Source organism: Okeania sp. SIO3I5, from assembly GCF_010672085.1.
Lineage (GTDB): Bacteria > Cyanobacteriota > Cyanobacteriia > Cyanobacteriales > Microcoleaceae > Trichodesmium.
Genome location: NZ_JAAHHT010000183.1, coordinates 1 through 19357, shown reverse-complemented (window position 1 = coordinate 19357; position 19357 = coordinate 1). Strand labels below are relative to the sequence as shown.

Annotated in this window: 12 protein-coding genes and 2 pseudogenes; 6 read left to right on the top strand and 8 right to left on the bottom strand. The window is 35.8% G+C overall.

Features of this window, described 5'->3' with window-relative positions:
• The first annotated feature begins 788 nt into the window (after positions 1 to 788).
• The gene (locus F6K40_RS29305) at positions 789 to 3302 is read left to right on the top strand and encodes an SNF2-related protein (RefSeq protein WP_293140925.1); all 2514 of its coding nucleotides are present in this window, start codon (positions 789 to 791) and stop codon (positions 3300 to 3302) included.
• A gap of 98 nt (positions 3303 to 3400) precedes the next feature.
• The gene (locus F6K40_RS29300) at positions 3401 to 4201 is read left to right on the top strand and encodes a hypothetical protein (protein WP_293140923.1); all 801 of its coding nucleotides are present in this window, start codon (positions 3401 to 3403) and stop codon (positions 4199 to 4201) included.
• Positions 4202 to 4683: 482 nt separating this feature from the next.
• Here the strand turns inward: F6K40_RS29300 and F6K40_RS29295 are convergent, their stop codons facing one another.
• Entirely contained in the window at positions 4684 to 5019 is a 336-nt protein-coding gene (locus F6K40_RS29295) for a hypothetical protein (protein WP_293140921.1), read from the bottom strand.
• A 652-nt stretch (positions 5020 to 5671) separates the two neighbouring features.
• On the opposite strand from F6K40_RS29295, the gene F6K40_RS29290 reads away from it, so the two are divergent.
• From F6K40_RS29290 to F6K40_RS29280, 3 genes are all read left to right on the top strand, one after another.
• Positions 5672 to 5917 carry a hypothetical protein gene (locus tag F6K40_RS29290; protein ID WP_293140919.1) on the top strand — a complete coding sequence of 82 codons (246 nt, stop codon included), beginning with the start codon at positions 5672 to 5674 and terminating at the stop codon, positions 5915 to 5917.
• 35 nt (positions 5918 to 5952) lie between these two features.
• Positions 5953 to 6129 carry a recombinase family protein gene (locus F6K40_RS29285; protein WP_293140917.1) on the top strand — a complete coding sequence of 59 codons (177 nt, stop codon included), beginning with the start codon at positions 5953 to 5955 and terminating at the stop codon, positions 6127 to 6129.
• A 381-nt stretch (positions 6130 to 6510) separates the two neighbouring features.
• Positions 6511 to 6654, top strand: coding sequence for a hypothetical protein (locus F6K40_RS29280; RefSeq protein WP_293140915.1), 144 nt, complete (start codon positions 6511 to 6513; stop codon positions 6652 to 6654).
• Between the two features lie 280 nt (positions 6655 to 6934).
• On the opposite strand, the pseudogene F6K40_RS29275 reads toward F6K40_RS29280, so the two are convergent.
• From F6K40_RS29275 to F6K40_RS29250, 7 genes and pseudogenes are all read right to left on the bottom strand, one after another.
• A pseudogene (locus F6K40_RS29275) lies at positions 6935 to 7241 on the bottom strand (zinc ribbon domain-containing protein); the annotation flags it as partial.
• 225 nt (positions 7242 to 7466) lie between these two features.
• Positions 7467 to 7589, bottom strand: a pseudogene (locus F6K40_RS41090) (RNA-guided endonuclease TnpB family protein); the annotation flags it as partial.
• A 174-nt stretch (positions 7590 to 7763) separates the two neighbouring features.
• On the bottom strand, positions 7764 to 8159 hold the full coding sequence (locus tag F6K40_RS29270) for a hypothetical protein (RefSeq protein WP_293140913.1): 396 nt from the start codon (positions 8157 to 8159) through the stop codon (positions 7764 to 7766).
• A gap of 123 nt (positions 8160 to 8282) precedes the next feature.
• Complete coding sequence (locus F6K40_RS29265) at positions 8283 to 9665, bottom strand: ATP-binding protein (protein WP_293140911.1); 1383 nt, start codon at positions 9663 to 9665, stop codon at positions 8283 to 8285.
• Positions 9666 to 10064: 399 nt separating this feature from the next.
• On the bottom strand, positions 10065 to 11918 hold the full coding sequence (locus F6K40_RS29260; protein ID WP_293140909.1) for a two-component system response regulator: 1854 nt from the start codon (positions 11916 to 11918) through the stop codon (positions 10065 to 10067).
• 56 nt (positions 11919 to 11974) lie between these two features.
• Positions 11975 to 13375, bottom strand: coding sequence for a hybrid sensor histidine kinase/response regulator (locus tag F6K40_RS29255; RefSeq protein ID WP_293140907.1), 1401 nt, complete (start codon positions 13373 to 13375; stop codon positions 11975 to 11977).
• Positions 13368 to 15305, bottom strand: a complete 1938-nt coding sequence (locus tag F6K40_RS29250; protein ID WP_293140905.1) for an ATP-binding protein — start codon at positions 15303 to 15305, stop codon at positions 13368 to 13370. Before F6K40_RS29250 ends, F6K40_RS29255 begins: the two co-directional genes overlap by 8 nt.
• 1515 nt (positions 15306 to 16820) lie before the next feature.
• Between F6K40_RS29250 and F6K40_RS29245 the strand changes: the two genes are divergently transcribed.
• Positions 16821 to 19157, top strand: coding sequence for an ATP-binding response regulator (locus F6K40_RS29245; protein WP_293140903.1), 2337 nt, complete (start codon positions 16821 to 16823; stop codon positions 19155 to 19157).
• The last annotated feature ends 200 nt before the right edge of the window (positions 19158 to 19357 follow it).

Sequence of the window (19357 nt, the reverse complement as noted above, 5' to 3'; positions counted from 1 at the left end):
CCCACACGGACCACACGGACCACACGGACCACACGGACCACACGGACCACACGGACCACACGGACCACACGGACCACACGGACCACACGGACCACACGGACCACACGGACCACACTCTCTCTACCATTCCTCAGCACCACCACCAAAATTTATTTCTCTTGGTCGATTGGATATGCCGTTAGCGTTAGCGCAGCTCCTCTGTAAGAGGAAGTGGCTCTGCATTCTTCGGGAGACCTTCCCTCCGGGACGCTACGCGTTACATGTCGCGCAGCGTTAACGTTTGCGGAGCATTCCGATAGGAAAGTTTTGCGCTAGCTAAACGGCATCCCACCCTTCGGGAAGCTCCGCTTTTCATGTCGCGCAGCGTTAACGTAGTTATGCGTAGCAAAACGACCGCTTTTTTCCCCTTTATTGGGGAGGCTTTAAACCAAAATTATTTAGTTGTTTAATTGTTTAATTGTTTCGGTAATTTTTGATAATTTATATCAAGACTTACGCACCAAATTTTATTGAGTAAGGGAGTAGGGGATAATTCAATAATTAATAATTAATAATTACCTCTCCCTTTTAGGGAGAGGATTGGCTAAAATAATTTTTTTTCTGTTTTCTAAATAAATGGAGAGGCTTTATACCTTGATTTTTCGGTAAAAATATGAATAATTAACAATAATAGGTTAATAAATATCAATAAAGTGTTTTGCCTGTGTAAATTACTTAATAATTGAAGTGCTGACTAAGGATAGGATGCTTTTTTAAAAATGTTATTATATAAGAAAAATTAGGTAAGTATGAGTATTGATAATAACGCCGAGGAAACTCAATGGCCAGAACATAATAAATTTCCATATAACTCCGACAAAAATTTTGTTGAAACAGTTATCCGAAAAGATTTAGAAGCAGCTAAAAATCCACTGATAATTACTGGCTATGCTTCCCTAGATAAAATTATTGATTTTCTAGCAGATAATTATCATAAATTTAATAAAAACTCAGATGCTTTTGCAGAAATTCGTCTATTACTAGGCCATGAACCTTACCCAACAAAAACCCAGGAATTTCCTTACTCCCACAAGTTCGATCGAGAAATAGAAGAATATTGGCTGAAACAACGTATTTCTATACTTAAGTGTGGGGCAGTAATTGCAGCAATAGAGTTACTTAAAACCGAAAAAATTGAAGTAAAAATTAGCGATAAAAAACCAATTCACGCCAAAATTTACCGCAGTGATAATGCGATAACGATTGGCTCAAGTAATTTTAGTTCTTCCGGTTTTGTGTCACAAATAGAAGCAAATGTAAGATTTGAAAATATTAAAAAGGAAAGTCAAAGATTTCAGGGTGCTGAAGTTTTATCAGAAAAAATTTGGGAACTGGGTAAAGACTACAAAGATGAACTAATTAAACTTTTAAAACAACTTCTAAATAAAGTTAGCTGGCAAGAAGCTTTAGCTAGAGCTTGCGTAGAATTGCTAGAAGGAGAGTGGGCAAAACAATATCAAATTACAAGTTATTTCGGAGATGAAAACCCCCTTTGGCCATCTCAAATACAAGGAATTGCTCAGGCAATTTGGGTAATTGAAAACGTCGGTAGTGTACTCATTGCTGATGCTACAGGTTCAGGTAAAACGCGCATGGGTGCCCATCTCATTAAAAGCGTAATTAATCAAATTTGGGCAACAGGACGCAAACGCAAAGGCAGCCCAGTTTTAATTTGTCCCCCAGATGCAGTTCAACAAAATTGGGATCGAGAATTTAATAATTGCGATCTTAACCTCAAAACATATTCCTATGGCATCCTACAAACAAAGAGATCAAATAAATACGAGCAACTAAAGGAAGCTATCTGTCGTTCTCAAGTGCTAGCTGTGGATGAAGCACATAAATTTCTCAACCGTCGATCGCAACAAACCCAAGGACTCTTTAATAACATGGCTGATTATGTAATTCTGTTTACGGCAACTCCTATCAACCGAGGTTCTCAGGATTTATTGGCTATCATTGAATTACTGGGAGCAGATAATTTTGATGACGAGCTACTGGAAATTCTCCAACCTTTGTGGAAACAGGGCAAATTGGAGGAAAAAATGTTGCCAGGAATGCGAAAGAAGTTACGAATGGCAATTCAACACTTTACTGTTCGACGCACTAAGAATATGCTCAATCAAATGATAGATGAAAATCCAGAACTTTATCAAGATAGATTTGGCAAACAGTGTCGCTATCCCCAACATGAAAGTAAAACTTATACTTGTGGGGAAAATCAAAGCGATCGCTCCCTAGCCCAACAAATTCGAGAATTAACTCAAGAAATGCGTGGTTTAGTTATGCTACACAAAGCATTTGAGGTTAGTGAGTATTTACGCAAACTTGGTATAAGCGATGAAGATTATTTGAATATGCGATTGGAAAGCGCCTCAAGACTCTCTAACTATAATGTAATGTCTTGTTTGCGTTCTTCAAAAGTAGCGCTGCTAGAACACATTTATGGTACAGAGTATGCCCAGAAATACTTGGGGTTGGTAGAGAAAATAAAAGGAAAGGAAACAGGAAATATGATTCAAAAATTAGACTCTATGGCAGATAAACCACCTCAGAATCAGCTAAAAATTGAACTACCAGATTGGTTAAGCGATCGCGATACCTACAAATACAAACAAGAATGCGAGCGAGAAATTGAAATTTACGAAAAAATTGCTGACTTGACTCAACAAATATCTGATTTCCGCGAGTCAAAAAAAGCACAACATTTACAGAACTTGCTCCAGCGTCACCAACTGCTGATTGCTTTTGATAGCAAGATTATTACTCTCAGTGACATCAAACAACGTATTGATAAGTTGAAAACGGATTGTCAGAAAGTAATTATTGCCACAGGAGTCAAAAAAACAGAGCGTCAAGACATTAATGAGTCATTCCAACTAGGTTCTACAGCATCTGGAGTAATAGCTTTATGTTCGGATGCGATGTCTGAAGGTGTCAATCTTCAGCAAGCGTCAGCAGTAGTATTATTAGATATGCCTAGTGTAATTCGACTGGTAGAGCAACGAATTGGTAGAATCGATCGCTTAGACAGTCCCCATCATATTATTGAGGTATGGTGGCCTAAAGATACTGATGAGTTTGCCCTACGTTCTTCCGAACAAAAGTTGGGCAAACGCCACCGCCTAGTTTCTAATTTGTTGGGGTCAAATTTTCCTTTACCAGAAGATTTGGCAGCAGAAATAGATGATGATTTTCCTTTACCAGAAGATTTGTCAGAAGATGATGAGGTAGTGATATCATGTCCGGTTGAATACTTATAAATAAAAATGGAGGAGTCAGGAGACAGGAGACAGGAGACAGGAGAAAAGAATGTACCAGGAGAAAGAAATGGTTTTATCACTAATTATCCGGACATGGTATGACACCAGAAACTGAGATTACCCAACTTGAGAAGTTAGCAAAAAATCCTCAACCTTATGAACTGGGAGATGTGTTCGAGCCGGTGCGATCGCTTATCGAAAATAACCAAATAGAAAATCACAAATTTTTAGTTTCCAGGAAAGTCTATGAGCAAGTACGCAATGCCAAACTTTTAGGAACTTCGCTTAGTTGTGTAACAGCAAATCATCCTTGGGCTTTTTTTGCTGTTGCTGGCACTGAGTGGGGCGCTCCTCGGTGGGTATATCTTGACTACTTAGAAGCAGAAGAGGCGATAACTGACATGGAACGTATCAGTGAAAAACTCAGAGAAAATTTGCTTGCTCCTGTGAAAGATATTCCTATTAAAGATGCAACTCAATTGTTAGAAGGATTCGTGGCAACACTCAAGCTCAATGAAAAACGACTGCTTCCCAACAAGAAGCAACGCGCTCTAGAGGAAATGGAGAAAGTATTGCAGGAGTATCACTACATAGCAACTCAAGAAGGAGAAGAGGCGGTTGTCAGAGAGATTAATGTATTGACAGATTGGATGAAAACAGTGGACTTAAGCAAACTGGCAGAGTGGTGGCTTGATTTAATTCGCCCTCATTGGTATGAGCGCTTGAAACAACCCAGACGTTTGACACCACTGCGCCTTCAGGATATCCGTCAAGACTTAATCGACGAACGTATTTCTATGGAGCAACTGCGGGAAGCTTTTAAAATTCAGAAGATTAAACCTCTAGATGAACGTATTGTTGCTGCAATTATAGGTGTATATCAAATAGACATGATCTAAGACCTACATGACGAGGTGGGCAGGAGAAAACACTCGTTTACAGCACTACTTCGCTCGACTGCACCGCCAAACCGCAGTGCTGCTCCAAATCTTTAGAGATGCTGAAGCATTCCATAAGACTTTTGACATACTCCCGACGTTGCCCTTTGGCGAAAAAATAGGGATTCTGAGCGTCTGGGAAACCCTGACCGCTGCGCATGACAGAGGTGATGTCCTCCCCCTGTGTTGACATTGATAATAACAAAATGCTCCTAGCTTGTGTCTTGGGCCTATGAACGTTTAGCTTATGAAGGTCTCCAAATCCTGGCCCTGGCTTTCATCCCGACGCTCCCCTCCCCCCTTCCAAAGGGGGGTTAGGGGGGATGGAGAGCGCGGGACTTCCCGCCAGGGAAGTTAATTTATTATCTCAAGTTTGGAGATGTACCTGTTCCTGCCTGATTCATCTTTGAATTTAGCAACACCAAAATATTTAATCCTTATTCCTAAGTTTTTAAACCCAGACTTGTTTCTAGAAATCTCACTTCAATATTTGCAATTTGTTTACTGATATTATGACAATCACTTAAACCTTTGATTTCATCCGCATCATTTTCAGCTTTTATATCTGCTAAAACACTGAGTTGATCCAGAGCAGAATTTATATCAGTATTTTCGAGATAATTATTTAGTAAAACTTGAAAATGTGCCATCAGCATTTTATTTGTTGTACATCGAATAATATCTTTCAGTTTCTCTACTGAAAGTTGCTGATTATCATCATTGGGGTCAATTTTAAACTGCTCGCAGGTTTGCTCAATAACTGTTTCTTGAATATTCATTTATATTTCTCCTTAATAATTAACTAATATGACTTAGATCAATGGGCAGCAAGATTTAAAGCCATCTTCAATCAATTTCTAAATTTCCTGCTAAAGAAGACTATTTATCTCTATTTCACCGATAATTTATATGATAGCCTTGGCTAGCAATGGATGTCAAGATATTCAAGAAATTTGTCTATACCTATTAAGGTGTTTGACATTGGTCTGTGGTCGGCAAGCGGAGCATGACCTAGGATGGGATTGATGGGTTATATCAAATCCGGTAGCATCGATATAATTAGATAGTTAATCTAGGAGTCAGAAGTCAGGAGTCTGGAAGGAAGAGAACTTAGAAAGATTTACTCAATGCTTAAAAGGAAGATTGTTTTATACCGAACCCGAGGGGATTTGATATTACCTAACAATACCCAATCTCCCCTCGAAAAAAGAAGATTCCGTACTTGAAGCGTCCTTATTCCATAGAGGTACTGATAACTGATAACTGAAATGACACCTCTCAAATTTAGTCTGTGCTGCGAATGTACGGGCCTTTCATGTTGCGCAGTCTAATGGCCATTCGCCCCTACTTACTTTTAACTTCTGACTTGATCTTAAACTCTCGATCCCTTGCTAAAATACAACTTAACAGTGCCTAGCAAAAATTAAATCAATGAAAAAACAAAGATTAAGAAATTCTAATGGGACTTTTAAAAAAGATCCAGAAGCTTTGACTAAAAAATCTATAGGTCTGAGAATTAGCAAAAAAAAAATCCCCAAATTAGAAAAAGTTGCTAAACAGATGGGAAAATCAACAACAGAAATTTGTCGGCTAATCATTGAGGAATGGCTTGACTCTCTTGATTTTGAAGATTGGCAAAAAAAGCAAATCGTTTCTGAGGGAAAGTTATCAGCCTGATTGGAAATTCTGAGTCCAATCAGGTGAATCAACTTATGTCTGGAAAAGATAGTCATCCAAAATTGCACAAACAAAGAGCTTTAGAACTTTATCAAGATGGATTTAGTTATAAAGATATAGCTGAAAAATTAAAGTTTGAGGGTTATAGAAATCGTAAAAATAACCCTTTTAGCATTAATTCAATTAGGAAATGGATTAAAGATAGTAGTTAGGAGAAGACTACTACTGCTACGCGGAAGTCAGGCACTGAAAAGTCGAAAATATTTATTTGCTTTTAATATTTTCTAACTTCTATGCTGTACTACTATAGCAGGGAACAGGGAACAGAGAAAAGGGAACAGGGAGCAGTTGGAAAAACATTTCCTCGTCTGAGATTCATCATCAGTAATTGTCAAGAGCCAATTCTTTATTAGCTATATATAAAAATAGTATATTAGACTTTTAAAAAAATCAAAAAAAAAAATTTTATCTGTAAATTATCAATTAATTCTGCCTATTCTCTATTCTTTTTTTTGTAAAAATATCTATATATATAACTTGAAAAAATTTTAAATTTTCTCTAATACTAAGAAAAAAGGTGGTGGTGCTGAGGAATGGTAGAGAGAGTGTGGGAGGTGTGGGAGGTGTGGGAGGTGTGGGAGGTGTGGGAAGTTGGTTCGTGTGGGAATAAATTACAAAACTTATGTATCTTCGCCATTCCTCAGCAGGACTACCAGAAAAAATTGGTTAGGAAATAGACTAATTATGAATCAAGATTGCGGAAATGTTTTTCCAACTGTTATACCAATTCCCATGCATTAATGCTATACTTTGGTGACACTTCAGTTATCAAGTAATTAGCACTCTTCTAATAACTTCTTCCGTTCTACTCAACTTACCCAAACTTACCCAAAATGGTATTTTGAGCTTTGTAGGGGCGAATGGCCATTCGCCCCTACTTCCTGTTTTGCGCTCCGCAATGCTGCGCAAACACAGAAGACCACTGACCGCAGTCTGCGTACGGACGTTGCTTGAACATTAATGCGTTACATGTCGCGCAGCGATACGTCCCTTCTTCTCCACAGACTTAAAATCGGCGGAAACTCCACCTACTGATGCACATAGTTTTCGCTTGTTGACAGCAGCATTAAAGTCTCTGTCTGCCTCAAAACCACAGTTGCTACATTCACAAGTCCTCACACTCAATGGCATTTTCTGTTGATGCCCGAGCGTGAGAACATATTTGAGAACTTGGATAAAATCTATCAGCTATGACTAACTTGCTTCCATACCACTCACACTTGTATGTAAGTTGACGTTTGAATTCATAAAAACCACAGTCTGAAGAAAGCACTTGCTAGTTTATGGTCTCTTGGTGCGCGTTCCCTCTCTTGGTCGATTGGATATGGCGAGGAAACCTCGCCATCTCTCGACCGCTTGCGACTTGCCTCTTGCAGAGAAGCTACGCTTTTTCCTGACGGAATGCTCCGCAAACATGTCGCGCAGCGTTTCGGCTAAGAGCCGACATGAAAAGCGGAGCTTTGCGTCAGCAAAACGTCGTCGCGGGGTCGCACCGCTTTTTGAGCATTCCACTTATATTCAAGTCTTCTATCACTATGGTGCTGTCGTTTTTAGCTAACCAGGTCGTGAGTTTATGAAGTGCATCTGCTCTGATATCAGCTACTGCTTGGTGCGCGTTCCCTCTCTTGGTCAGCATTCCCTCACAGGAGTGCGCATTCCCTCTCTTGGTCGGCGTTCGGCAAGCGAACTGGCGTCGTCGCGCGGTCCGACCGCTTGCGACTTGCCTCTTGCAGAGGAGATTCCTCTTACAGAGGAGCTGCGCTAACGCTTTTCATGTCGCGCAGCGTTAGCGGAGCTTTGCGTCAGCAAAACGTCGTCGCGGGGTCGCACCGCTTGCGCTTATCGGCGACGCGGGGTCTGACCGCTTGCGACTTGCCTCTTGCAGAGGAGCTTTGCTTTTTCCTGACGGAATGCTCCGCAAATATGTCGCGTTTGCGTTAGCATTCCGTAGGAAAGCGAAACATCGTCGCGGGGTCGCATCCGCTTTTTTGTGAACTTTGGCTAGTCTTTTTACGGCTTTGGCTCTGTTTTTAGTACCAGGCTCTTTTTTATTGACACGGCGTTGATAACAACTTAATCGTTTTTTAGCTTGTTTGTAAGCTTTGACGAGTGTGTTAATTATTCTTATGTTTAGTTCTCCCCACACTTCCCACACTTCCCACACTTCCCACACTTCCCACACTTCCTCATACTTCCCAAATTCCCCACACTCCTCACACTTCCCACACTTCCCACACTGCTCAAATCTTTAAATCATAAATTATAATAATCCTGCATTATAGCCGATATTAATGCCGGGAATATCTCAATCCATAGGCAACAATATTTCAAATTCAGTTCCGACTCCAGGAGTCGAATTAAGATTTAACTTTCCCCTATGCTTGTCAACAACAATTTGATGGGTAATTGCCAATCCTAAACCAGTACCTTTACCGGCAACTTTTGTCGTAAAAAATCTATCAAAAATTTGCTCTTGAATTTTGTAAGGAATGCCAGGGCCATTATCAACAATACGAATTGACAGCCAAGGAGCGATCGCTTGATTATCCTGAGTAGAAATCACACTAGCTTCTATCTCAGAAGTAGAATTTATTTCTACCTCATTAATAGATTTAACCAGATGTCGATCTAGATTTTCAGATAAATTTTTAACTTCAGTATAAATCCATATTTTACCAGGTTCACTATCAGATTTTTTATGTTCTTCGAGAGCATCAAGAGCATTAGTAATCAAGTTCATAAAAACTTGGCCAACCTGACCAGAATGACACAAAATCAATGGTAAATCTGCATAATTTTTAATAATTTCAACCTCGCTATACTTCCAACGATTTTTTAAGATTAACAGGGTACTATCAAGACAATCATTAATATTTGTTTCTTGGCGTTTAGTTCCTTCCATGTGGGAAAAACTGTGGAGACTTTTAACTAATTGCATCATTTGTTCAGCCGCAAGTTCTATACTCTTGATCATCTCGAAGTAATCATTTTTGATAAATTCAAAATCAATCTCTTCTTTCAAATCTTCAACTTCTTCTATCTCTTGGGAAATATTTTCTTCGTAAGTATGAATCAATCCAATTAAGTCTTGATAATAACCAGATATAAACTTAGAGTTACCTGCTACACAATTAATCGGATTTCTCAGTTCATGGGCTAAACCTGCTACCATCTGGCCTAACATTACAAGTTTCTCAGTTTGAATAAGTTGTGCTTGAGTTTGTTGCTGCAATAAATCTTTAGCAAGTTTATGAATATGAGATTGAGCAATCAGTAAATTTTGAGTTTCTAAAACCTGATAATTGTCTGGTGAAACTTGCACAACAATCGGTTCATTAATTAATTCTTGAGGTCTCTTTACTGCTTTATAAGCAGCATCGACAATATATGTATCTCCTGGCAGCACTAATAATTCATACTTAATAAAGTCGTATAACACACTAATAGGGCGATTTAAAAAAAGCTCTCTTCCATATTGACGACTTAAAGTTTTAATGAATTCTTGTTGAGAAATCATCCCTACAAATTTACCAAGGTTTGTCAAAATTATACCAGGAAGTAGCTTATTTTCTTCAAAAAAATTAGCAACTTCAACTCCTAATTGATCAATTTCAAGATGGGCATTATAAAGATGTAAGTCTGTTAAAGTAGAACTTAAATCAAGGTTTTTATTTAAGTAATAAAACATTGTTTTTCATTAATGGATAATGGATAATTGATAATGGATAATTACTACTCCCTAAAAGGGAGAGGATTGACTAAAAGGAAAAAATTTATTTCTCAAGAAGAGATTGGATCTGCTTAGGTAATATCAAATCCGTTTAATTGGACATAAAAAAATCTCCTATCTTTATAACTACGCTCATCTTTATAATTCTTTCTCCTCCTGACTCCTCTTGACTCCTGTACGGGCGATTCGCATAGATCCCCTACGACTCCTGACTCCTCCTGAGTTAAGCAATCTATAACTGTTTAACCGGATTTGATATAACCCATCCATCTCTCGACCGCTTTTTCCCCTTTATTGGGGAGACTAATAAAGCTGAATTATTTAATTATTAATTATTAATTATTAATTATTAATTATTTATTCTGATTGTCCATGAAAATCTTCAATTATTTTAGTAGCAGCTTGATATTCTAAAGGTCGAGCAAATAAAAAACCCTGACCTAATTCGCAACCCATCTCTTTTAGTTTATCTCGCTGTAAAGGTGTTTCTATTCCTTCTGCAACTATATCCATATTTAGACTTTTAGCTAATGTGATAATAGCAGCAATAGTTATATTCTCTGAACTAGGATCGATTCGCTGCACAAAAGATCGATCAATTTTCAATGTATCTATAGGAAACTCATGAAGACGACTCAAAGAAGAGTATCCAGTACCAAAATCATCTATACATAATTTCACTCCTAAATCTTTAATTTGATTGAAAATTTTATCCCGATGCTCAACACCTTCTAAAAGACAAGTTTCTGTAATTTCTAACTTTAAATTTTCTCCTGATAAATTATTGCGATCTAAAATTATTTTTAATTGTTGAATAAAATCTACTGCTGTTAATTGTGGAGTGCTAAGATTAACATTTAAAACTAAGCTTTTCAACTTAGGAAACTGCTTTTCCCACAAGCTTAATTGTTGACAAGCTGCTTCTAAAACCCACCACCCAATATCATGTATTAATCCAGTTTCTTCAGCAATTGGAATAAATTTTACTGGAGAAACTTGTCCGCGACTGGGATGATTCCAACGAACTAATGCTTCAAAACCTTTCAAGGAATTATTTACGAGATTAATAATTGGTTGATAGAGCAGACATAATTCCTGTTTTTTTATAGCCTGACGTAGATCATTTTCCCAATTTAAACGTTGTAAAACATCTACTTGCATTTGAGGTTCAAATACAGCATATCCTTTTTTTCCAAAATCTTTGGCTTTTTGCATTGCGATGTTGGCATCTCTGAATAAATCAGTAGAATTATGATATCCAAAAAAGCTGTAAGTAATCCCAATACTAACCTTAACAAATATCTGGTAACCGTCTAATTCATAAGGATACTGTAAATATTCTTCCTGCATACGTTCCGCTAGTTCAGTAGCTTCGGATGGGTGTTCTATTCCCTCTAATAAAATTACAAATTCATCACTACTTAATCTTGCTACTAAGTTATTAATTCCTACGCTATTTTGCAGTCTAATAGCAATTTCTTGTAGTAAGGTATCTCCTTTAGAATACCCTAAACTATCATTAATTAACTTGAAACGATCTATATCAAGTAGCAATAACCCATAGTGATAATTGTGATTTAAACTAAACTCAATTGTCTGATTAAGTTGAGTCAAAAATCTAGCTTTATTTGGTAGACCTGTTAAAGGATCGTGAAAAGAATTATATTGTAACTTAACCTCTCTTTGGAGTAACTTAGCTTGAGTTTCATGTAATTCCACTGTAGCTTGTTCTAGCTTGGTATTTCCCTGTATAACTTTTTGCTCCAGATTTTGGATTAACTGCTCTAATAATTCATTTTTTTCTGCCAGTGTTACTTGGAGAAAATGTAGCTTTAAGTGAAGTCGGATCCGAACTAAAACCTCTTCTTGTTGAAATGGTTTAGTTATATAGTCAACAGCACCCAATTCAAAGCCTTTAATCTTATCATTAGTGTCTGAAAGAGCAGTCATAAAAATAATTGGAATCTTCTGAGTTAAGGGATTATTTTTCAGTATAGAACAGACTTCAAAACCATCCATTTCTGGCATCATTACATCTAGTAATACTAGGTCTGGTACTGCATATTGAATTCGTTCAATCGCAATTTTACCAGATGGAGCTACCCATACCTCAAATCCTACTTCATCAAGAAAATCAGAGAGTACCCTTAAATTATCTCTGTTATCATCAACAATCAGAATTCTTGCTTTTTGGTTGGCTATATTTACCATATATCCTCATATTTATTAAATAATATTTATTGTTAAAAACTTAGAAAAAATATTATTTATTGAATCAAACTTTTTGAATTCAATAGTTGATTATTCTCTTCTAATTCCACATTTGATTGAGAATTTGTAGGAGACTTTTGATGAATGGGAATCTGAATAATAAATTCTGTACCTACATTTACTTTTGAGCTACATTCTAATTTACCCACATGTTTATCAACCACAATAGAATAACTAATTGCTAATCCCATGCCTGTTCCTTTACCTACAGGTTTAGTAGTAAAAAAAGGATTAAACATTCGATCAACTACTTTTTCTGTCATTCCCTTACCATTGTCAGAAATTTTAATCTTAACTTCATCTGAATTATCCAACTCTGTAGAAATCCAAATTTTGCCAGAATAATCCTGTACTTTTGCGAGACTATCTTGAGAATAACATTCTTCAATAGCATCAATTGCATTAGCCAATAAATTCATAAATACTTGGTTTAATTGCCCTGGATAACATTCCACTTGTGGAAAATTTCCATATTCTTTAATCACTTCAATTGTGGGACGTTCTGGTTTAGCTTTAAGTCGATTTTGCAAAATCATTAAGGTACTATCAATTCCTTCATGGATATCTACTTGTTTAATTTCTGATTCATCAAGACGAGAGAAATTACGCAGAGATTTAACTATTTCCAAAATTCTAGTAGCTCCAACTTTCATCGAAGATAAAATCTTCATCAAATCCTCCCGCAAAAATTCTAGTTCAATATCTTCTCGATAGGCTTTAATTTGGGCATCTGGTTCTGGATGATAAAGTTGGTACATTTCAATTAAACTCAATAAATTTTCTATGTATTCTTCAGCGGGTTCTAAATTACCATAAATAAAATTAATCGGGTTATTAATTTCATGGGCTACCCCTGCTACCATCTGACCCAAACTTGACATTTTTTCATTTTGAACTAATTGAACTTGCATTGTTTTTAACTCTTCTACCATCTGGTTAAGTTCAAAAGTTCTTTCTTGCACTTTTTTTTCTAAAGTTTGATTTTGTTCTGCAACTTGTCGCATCAATTTATAAAGTTTTAAATGTAATTTAACTCGCGCTAAAACCTCCTCCTGTTGAAATGGCTTTGTAATATAATCAACAGCGCCCATATTCAGACCTTTAACCTTACTTTCAGTATCAGAAAGAGCCGTCATAAAAATCACAGGAATCTCACAAGTTTGAGTCTTATCTTTGAGATAACGACAGGTTTCAAATCCATCCATTCCTGGCATCATAATATCTAACAAAATTAAATCAGGCAGAGCATATTCTATTCTTTGAAGTGCCATATCCCCAGATTTAGCTACCCAAACTTCATAACCTGTTTCATCCAGAAAATCTGAGAGTACACCTAAATTAGTAGGGTTATCATCAACAATTAAAATTATATCTGATTTATTCATAATATTATCCATTAACATTACTCCTATATTGATAAATAAACTTAATAATTTCTCGGTCTTGGAAATCTGCTGCTAATTTGGTAATTTTCTGAGCAAATAGGATAAAATTTTGATTTTCTTGCTCTAGAAACTTAGCTTTTTTTCTAATTCCATTGAGATTACCTTTCATCGCTAACTCATAAAATTCTTCTAGAGTTTTTGCTGGAGGAGGAACTATGATTTCTACATTTTCAGGACTTACCTTTAGTGAATAATTATTCATTTCTTCATACTGCCACTCCAAATGTAATAGTTTTCTAATTTTGAGAAATAAGTCTTCAGTTTTGAATGGTTTAGGGAGAAAATCATTGGCTCCTGCTGATAAACTTTTGTGTTGCTCTGCTTCAAAAACACTTGCAGAAGTAGCAATAATTGCCACATCTGGACAAATTTCTGATGTCCGAATTTGTTCGATCAATTCAAAACCATCCATCATAGGCATTAACAAATCAGTAATTACTAACTGAGGATTATACATCTGAATTTTCTGACAACCTTCTTCACCATCATTAGCTTCTATCACATTAAAACCAATGGGTTGTAGCAGTTTAATTAACAAGGAGCGACTTTCCCATTTGTCATCTATTACTAGCACAGTAGGAGCACTACCTTTAATACCAATAATTTGGCCAGTGCGATCGCACTGACAAGTCTTCACCCAATCCTCAGCTACAGGTAAATCTATCTCAAACGAAAATATACTACCAATCCCAGTCTGACTTTCTACTTGAATAGAACTACCCATCAGTTGCACAATTTTTTTGCTAATAGCTAATCCTAATCCTGTTCCCTCTATTTGTTTCGTTCTTTGTTCAATCTGCTTAAATGGCTGAAAAAGTTCTTTGATTTGTTCTGAACTTATCCCTATTCCTGTATCGCGAACTTCAAACCGAGTTTTACCACCTGCGACTTTACCAACTGTAAATGTAACTTTTCCCTCATCAGTAAATTTGATTGCATTGCCCAAGAGATTAATCAAGACTTGTCGCAGTCGTTTTTCATCAGCACAAACTCCTTCTGGTAAACCCATTACAGGTTGATAAGAAAAAGAAATACCCTTTTGTTCAGCATTAATGCGACAAATTTCAACCACATCCTCAAGAAAAGCTGGAAAGTGAAAGTCTCTCGGAGAAAGTTCCATCCGTTCAGCTTCAATCTTCGACAAATCAAGCACATCATTAATCAAAGAGAGCAAGTGAGAACCACAACGATAGATAATATCAATTCGACTTTGATCTTCCCGATCCATATTCTGGGAGTTTTGCAGGAGTTGAGCATAACCCATAATCCCATTTAGTGGAGTGCGTAACTCATGGCTCATATTGGCCAGGAACTCACTTTTGGCACGGTTAGCAACTTCAGCAGCTTCTTTCGCCACCAATAAATCTTTCCCTAAAATTTCCAACTGCTGATTTTGAATCAGTTGTGCTTGAGTTTGTTCCTTTAATAAATCTTGAGCAAGTTGATGAATATGAGATTGAGCAATCAGTAAATTTTGAGTTTCTAAAACTTGATAATCTCCTGGTGAAACTTCTACAACAATTGGTTCATAAATGTATTCTTGAGGTCTTTTGACTGCCTGATAAGCAGCATCTACAATAACTGTATCTCCTGCTAAGACTAGCAATTCATGCTTAATAAATTCGTATAATATCGTAATAGGACGATTTAAAAAAAGTTCTCTTCCATATTGGCGACTCAAGATTTTGAGAAATTTATTTTGAGAAATCATCCCAACAAATTGACCCAAATTTGTGAGAATAATACCTGGAAGTAGCTTGTTTGTTTCAAAAACTTCAGCAATTATAATTCCCGATTGATTTATTTCAAGTTGCACATTATGTAGTTGTAAATCTTGTAAAGTAGAATCTAAATTCAAGTGGGGATTTAAGTCAGAAAACATAGATAATAAAAAATAGTTAATGACCCATAATCAAAATTCAGTGATTTGATCTTCAATACTTTTATAAAAAAAAGTATAAAAAAATCTCACAATCATAGTTTTGATGAAATTATTTATATTATAAAATTATTCCTATCAATTAACATTTCAAAACCTTGGATTCCTATAGTATTTTTTAAGCATACTCAACTGAAAAATTATGTAGATTGGTTCCGGAAATGATTCAATAGGCAACTATTAATAAATAAATTGATATTTGTCAAATTAGGTAAATTTTGAAAGTATCATATCAAATCCGGTTGAATAGTTATTGTATAGTTGGACGTAGGGAATTGGAGAATAGGGAAGTAGGGTAGTAAGGGAGATTGAGTATGAAAGTAATTATAAAATTATCAACATATATTATATATAGCAATCAGGAATGAGATGTGAGAATTTTGATGATAGTTAGTTTGAGCTGAAAACCTTAAAAATTCTGACTCCTGACTCCTGACTCCTGACTCCTAACTGCCACCAAAATCTTACAACTGAAATAGGATTGCTATAACTGGATTCTATATCATAAATTAAGCAACTACAGAAATTGTATTAACAATATCTCAATAATGCTGAAATAATACATAATATATAGAGATTTTACCTAAATCCAGAGTAGATTTTTGAGTAAACTTTGTATAAATATACTTAATATATTATATCTTTAGCAATCCTAATTTCAGTTGTAATATTTTGATGGTAGGGGCGAAGAGCGAATCGCCCGCCGTACAGGAGTCAGGAGCTAGTTCCGCTAAGCGGAAGTCAAAATTCAAAATTCATGCATTATTGGTTAGTAAGGCTTAAGGCAAGCATGTAACTGCAAAATGTTATTTCTCCCATCCTGCACTAGGGGAAGGCTTCGGATTGGCGATGTACAGAATTTTCATGGTTTGGAGTTAAAATTAAATATTATAAAAATTTTCACAAATCATTTAAGATTGCTATATAAAATATAGGTATATATTATATTTTTTTCAAAAAGATACACAAACTTAAAAATTTTCGATCAAACTTTTAACCTTTTCTTTACCAGAAGATAATCTTGAGCCTATTTTAGTAAAATTATCTTGACTTGTTTATACCTATATCTATAATTTTTGATCTACCAGCAAGTAAGGATTTCATTTTTCAACTATATTTAGTAGTTCTAAGTTGGTTATAAAAATTTTTATAATAGTTAATCTGAACTAAAAATCTTGAAAATTATGACTACTAACTACCATAAAAATATTAGAACTGAAGTAAGATTGCTATAGTTAGATACTCAAAGCTTTTATTAACTTTAATCTATCTTGTCACCTTCCTCAAGAGTATAAATTTCTGGTACAATTAACTAATCTAAAAATTTCAATGTTCCCTATTCCTTAGGGCAATAAAACTTTGTACCTCAAAGACTCGAAAACTTATGTAAGTTTCGTCATGTACCATAATAAATAAATAGCATTTCGTATATTCAAAATAGACCAAATTTGATTTGATATGAAAATCAAAAAAAATTCACAACAACAGGAAAACTTCTCTACATTCCCAGATTCTAGTATCGAATCCCCATCTCCCATCTTAATCTTTGGCCACTGGCTCGACTGTTTACAAATTGGGCAAAAAATCGGGGTTGGATATATTGTTGGTTTAAGTGTAGCAATTATAGGTATAATTACAGGTTGGGTAATGGGGAACAATCTACGGCATGAAGCTTTAGAGGGACTAGAACATACTCAAGAAGAAATTAAGAATTTCCAAAATTTACAATCAACTTTCTTAAAAACAAAAATAGCTAAACAACAACTGATTAGTTTGATCGATCAACCAAAGAAATTTACTCAAGAAATTTCTCTAGTTTTAGTAACTGCCCGTGAAATTGAAAAAAGCTGGCAGCAGTTTAAAACTACTCAAGCAGATCAAGATCATCTAAAGGAAGAACATCATGTAATGATTGATAATTTTATTAAAACCTATAAAGATGTTCCTAAAGCTTATGTACAACAATTAGATACTTTGCTGGTAGAACTGAATAGTTTGGCATTAGAGTACCCACAAGAGCAAAAGATCGCTTACGAATTAGTAATTGATTTTATTAAAAGTCCTACTGTTATTCAATTTCAAGAAGCATCATCTGCTATTAATGAGATAATAAAGGTAAGTTACCTAGAAGTTTTAGAAGCCTCTGAAAGTTTGAGTAAAGCCGAGAAATTAAGTAGAAAAATTATAGCTATTAGTATTTTTACTTCCGTAGCGATCGCTATATTTCTAGCTATAATCATTAGTCGTACAATTACTCATCCCATTCGAGAACTTAGGAAATTTGCTGAAAAAGTCAGAGAAGAAGGAGACCTGACATTAAGGGCGCCAGTCTTAACAAAAGATGAAATAGGTGTTTTGGCAACTGCCTTTAACTACGCGATCGAACGTATTGAGGCATCTGTTAATACTGCTAACAAAGCAAATTTGGCAAAAAGTAAATTTTTAGCCAATATGAGTCATGAATTACGAACGCCTCTTAATGGTATTATGGGTTATGCTCAAATTCTGCAACGATCTAAATCTCTGAATAAATTTGAGATAAATCAGGTAGAAATTATTTATAACTGTAGTTGTCATCTACTTACTTTAATTAATGATGTTCTCGATCTATCAAAAATTGAAGCTGATAAGATGGAATTATACCCGATACAATTTCACTTTCCAAGTTTCTTGCAAGGTGTAGTAGAGATGTGTCAAATCAAAGCTGAACTCAAAGGAATTAGCTTCATCTATGAAACTAACCATAAACTTATTGGGGTATACGCCGATCAAAAACGATTGCGACAAGTGCTAATTAATTTACTTGGTAATGCAATTAAGTTTACTGATGATGGCACAGTTACTTTTTCTGTATCTAGTATTGATGACTATATCCGATTTGAAGTCCGCGATACAGGAATTGGCATGACTCCCGAAGAACTTGAACGAATATTTATGGCTTTTGAGCAAGTGGGTGACAAAAATCAATCTGAAGGAACTGGACTGGGATTAGCTATTAGTCAAAAAATTACCCAATTAATGGGTAGTAGTATTCAGGTTGAAAGTCATCTAGATTTTGGTAGTAGGTTTTGGTTTGATTTGACTTTACCTATAGCAACTGAGTGGGCAACAGCTGAATCATATGACAGTAAAGGAGAAATTGTTGGGATTAAAGGTATTTCTCCTAAAATTATTGTAGTAGATGACAAATGGGAAAATCGCTCGGTGATTGTGAATTTACTCAAACCCATTGGTTTTCAAGTACAGGAAGCTGAAGATGGTGAGGATAGCTGGGAAAAAATCCAACTGTTTCATCCCGATTTAATTATTACAGACTTAGTGATGCCTGTGTTAGATGGGTTTGAAATGATCCAACGAATACGGGAGTCAGAAAATTTCCAAGCAAGTTTGATTGTTGCTTCATCCGCCAGTATATATGAAATTGACAAGGATAAGTGTTTGGAGATAGGAGCTGATGATTTTTTACCAAAACCAGTAGAAGTTGTAGAGTTATTAAAAATACTAAAAAAGCATTTGAATTTAGAGTGGGTTTATCAAGGTGAAGTAGAAGTTAAATCTACTCTAGAAGCAGAAATAACAGCAACAGAATTAGTTCCGCCATCAACAAAAGTGTTAGAAAAATTGTACGATCTGGCTTTGAAAGGTAATTTTAAAGCTATCATCAAGGAAGCAAATTCTCTGGAAAGTATAGATCCAAAATTTGTACCTTTTGCTCGTAAAATTTATCAACTAGCAAAAGAATTTCAAGATCGAGAAATTATTACCTTGATCGAATCGTTAGGAGTATTGACTTAATTACGGTGTACTGAAAAAGTCTTATGGGTGAGGGTAGGAGTCAGGAGACAGGAGACAGGAGACAGGAGAAGTAATATAGAATCCGGGTAATTAGTTATCGTATTACTGAGGAGTAATGAGTAATGAGTAATGAGTAATGAGTAAGGAGTAAGGAGTAAGGAGTAAGGAGTAATATCAAATCCGGTTGAATACAAGAGTGT

Excerpts from the sequence above, each read along its gene's own strand:
- F6K40_RS29245 (WP_293140903.1), top strand. The coding sequence starts at position 16,821 with ATGAAAATCAAAAAAAATTCACAACAACAGGAAAACTTCTCTACATTC.
- F6K40_RS29260 (WP_293140909.1), bottom strand. The coding sequence starts at position 11,918 with ATGGTAAATATAGCCAACCAAAAAGCAAGAATTCTGATTGTTGATGAT.
- F6K40_RS29295 (WP_293140921.1), bottom strand. The coding sequence starts at position 5,019 with ATGAATATTCAAGAAACAGTTATTGAGCAAACCTGCGAGCAGTTTAAA.
- F6K40_RS29305 (WP_293140925.1), top strand. The coding sequence starts at position 789 with ATGAGTATTGATAATAACGCCGAGGAAACTCAATGGCCAGAACATAAT.
- F6K40_RS29255 (WP_293140907.1), bottom strand. The coding sequence starts at position 13,375 with ATGGATAATATTATGAATAAATCAGATATAATTTTAATTGTTGATGAT.
- F6K40_RS29285 (WP_293140917.1), top strand. The coding sequence starts at position 5,953 with ATGTCTGGAAAAGATAGTCATCCAAAATTGCACAAACAAAGAGCTTTA.
- F6K40_RS29300 (WP_293140923.1), top strand. The coding sequence starts at position 3,401 with ATGACACCAGAAACTGAGATTACCCAACTTGAGAAGTTAGCAAAAAAT.
- F6K40_RS29250 (WP_293140905.1), bottom strand. The coding sequence starts at position 15,305 with ATGTTTTCTGACTTAAATCCCCACTTGAATTTAGATTCTACTTTACAA.
- F6K40_RS29280 (WP_293140915.1), top strand. The coding sequence starts at position 6,511 with ATGGTAGAGAGAGTGTGGGAGGTGTGGGAGGTGTGGGAGGTGTGGGAG.
- F6K40_RS29290 (WP_293140919.1), top strand. The coding sequence starts at position 5,672 with ATGAAAAAACAAAGATTAAGAAATTCTAATGGGACTTTTAAAAAAGAT.
- F6K40_RS29265 (WP_293140911.1), bottom strand. The coding sequence starts at position 9,665 with ATGTTTTATTACTTAAATAAAAACCTTGATTTAAGTTCTACTTTAACA.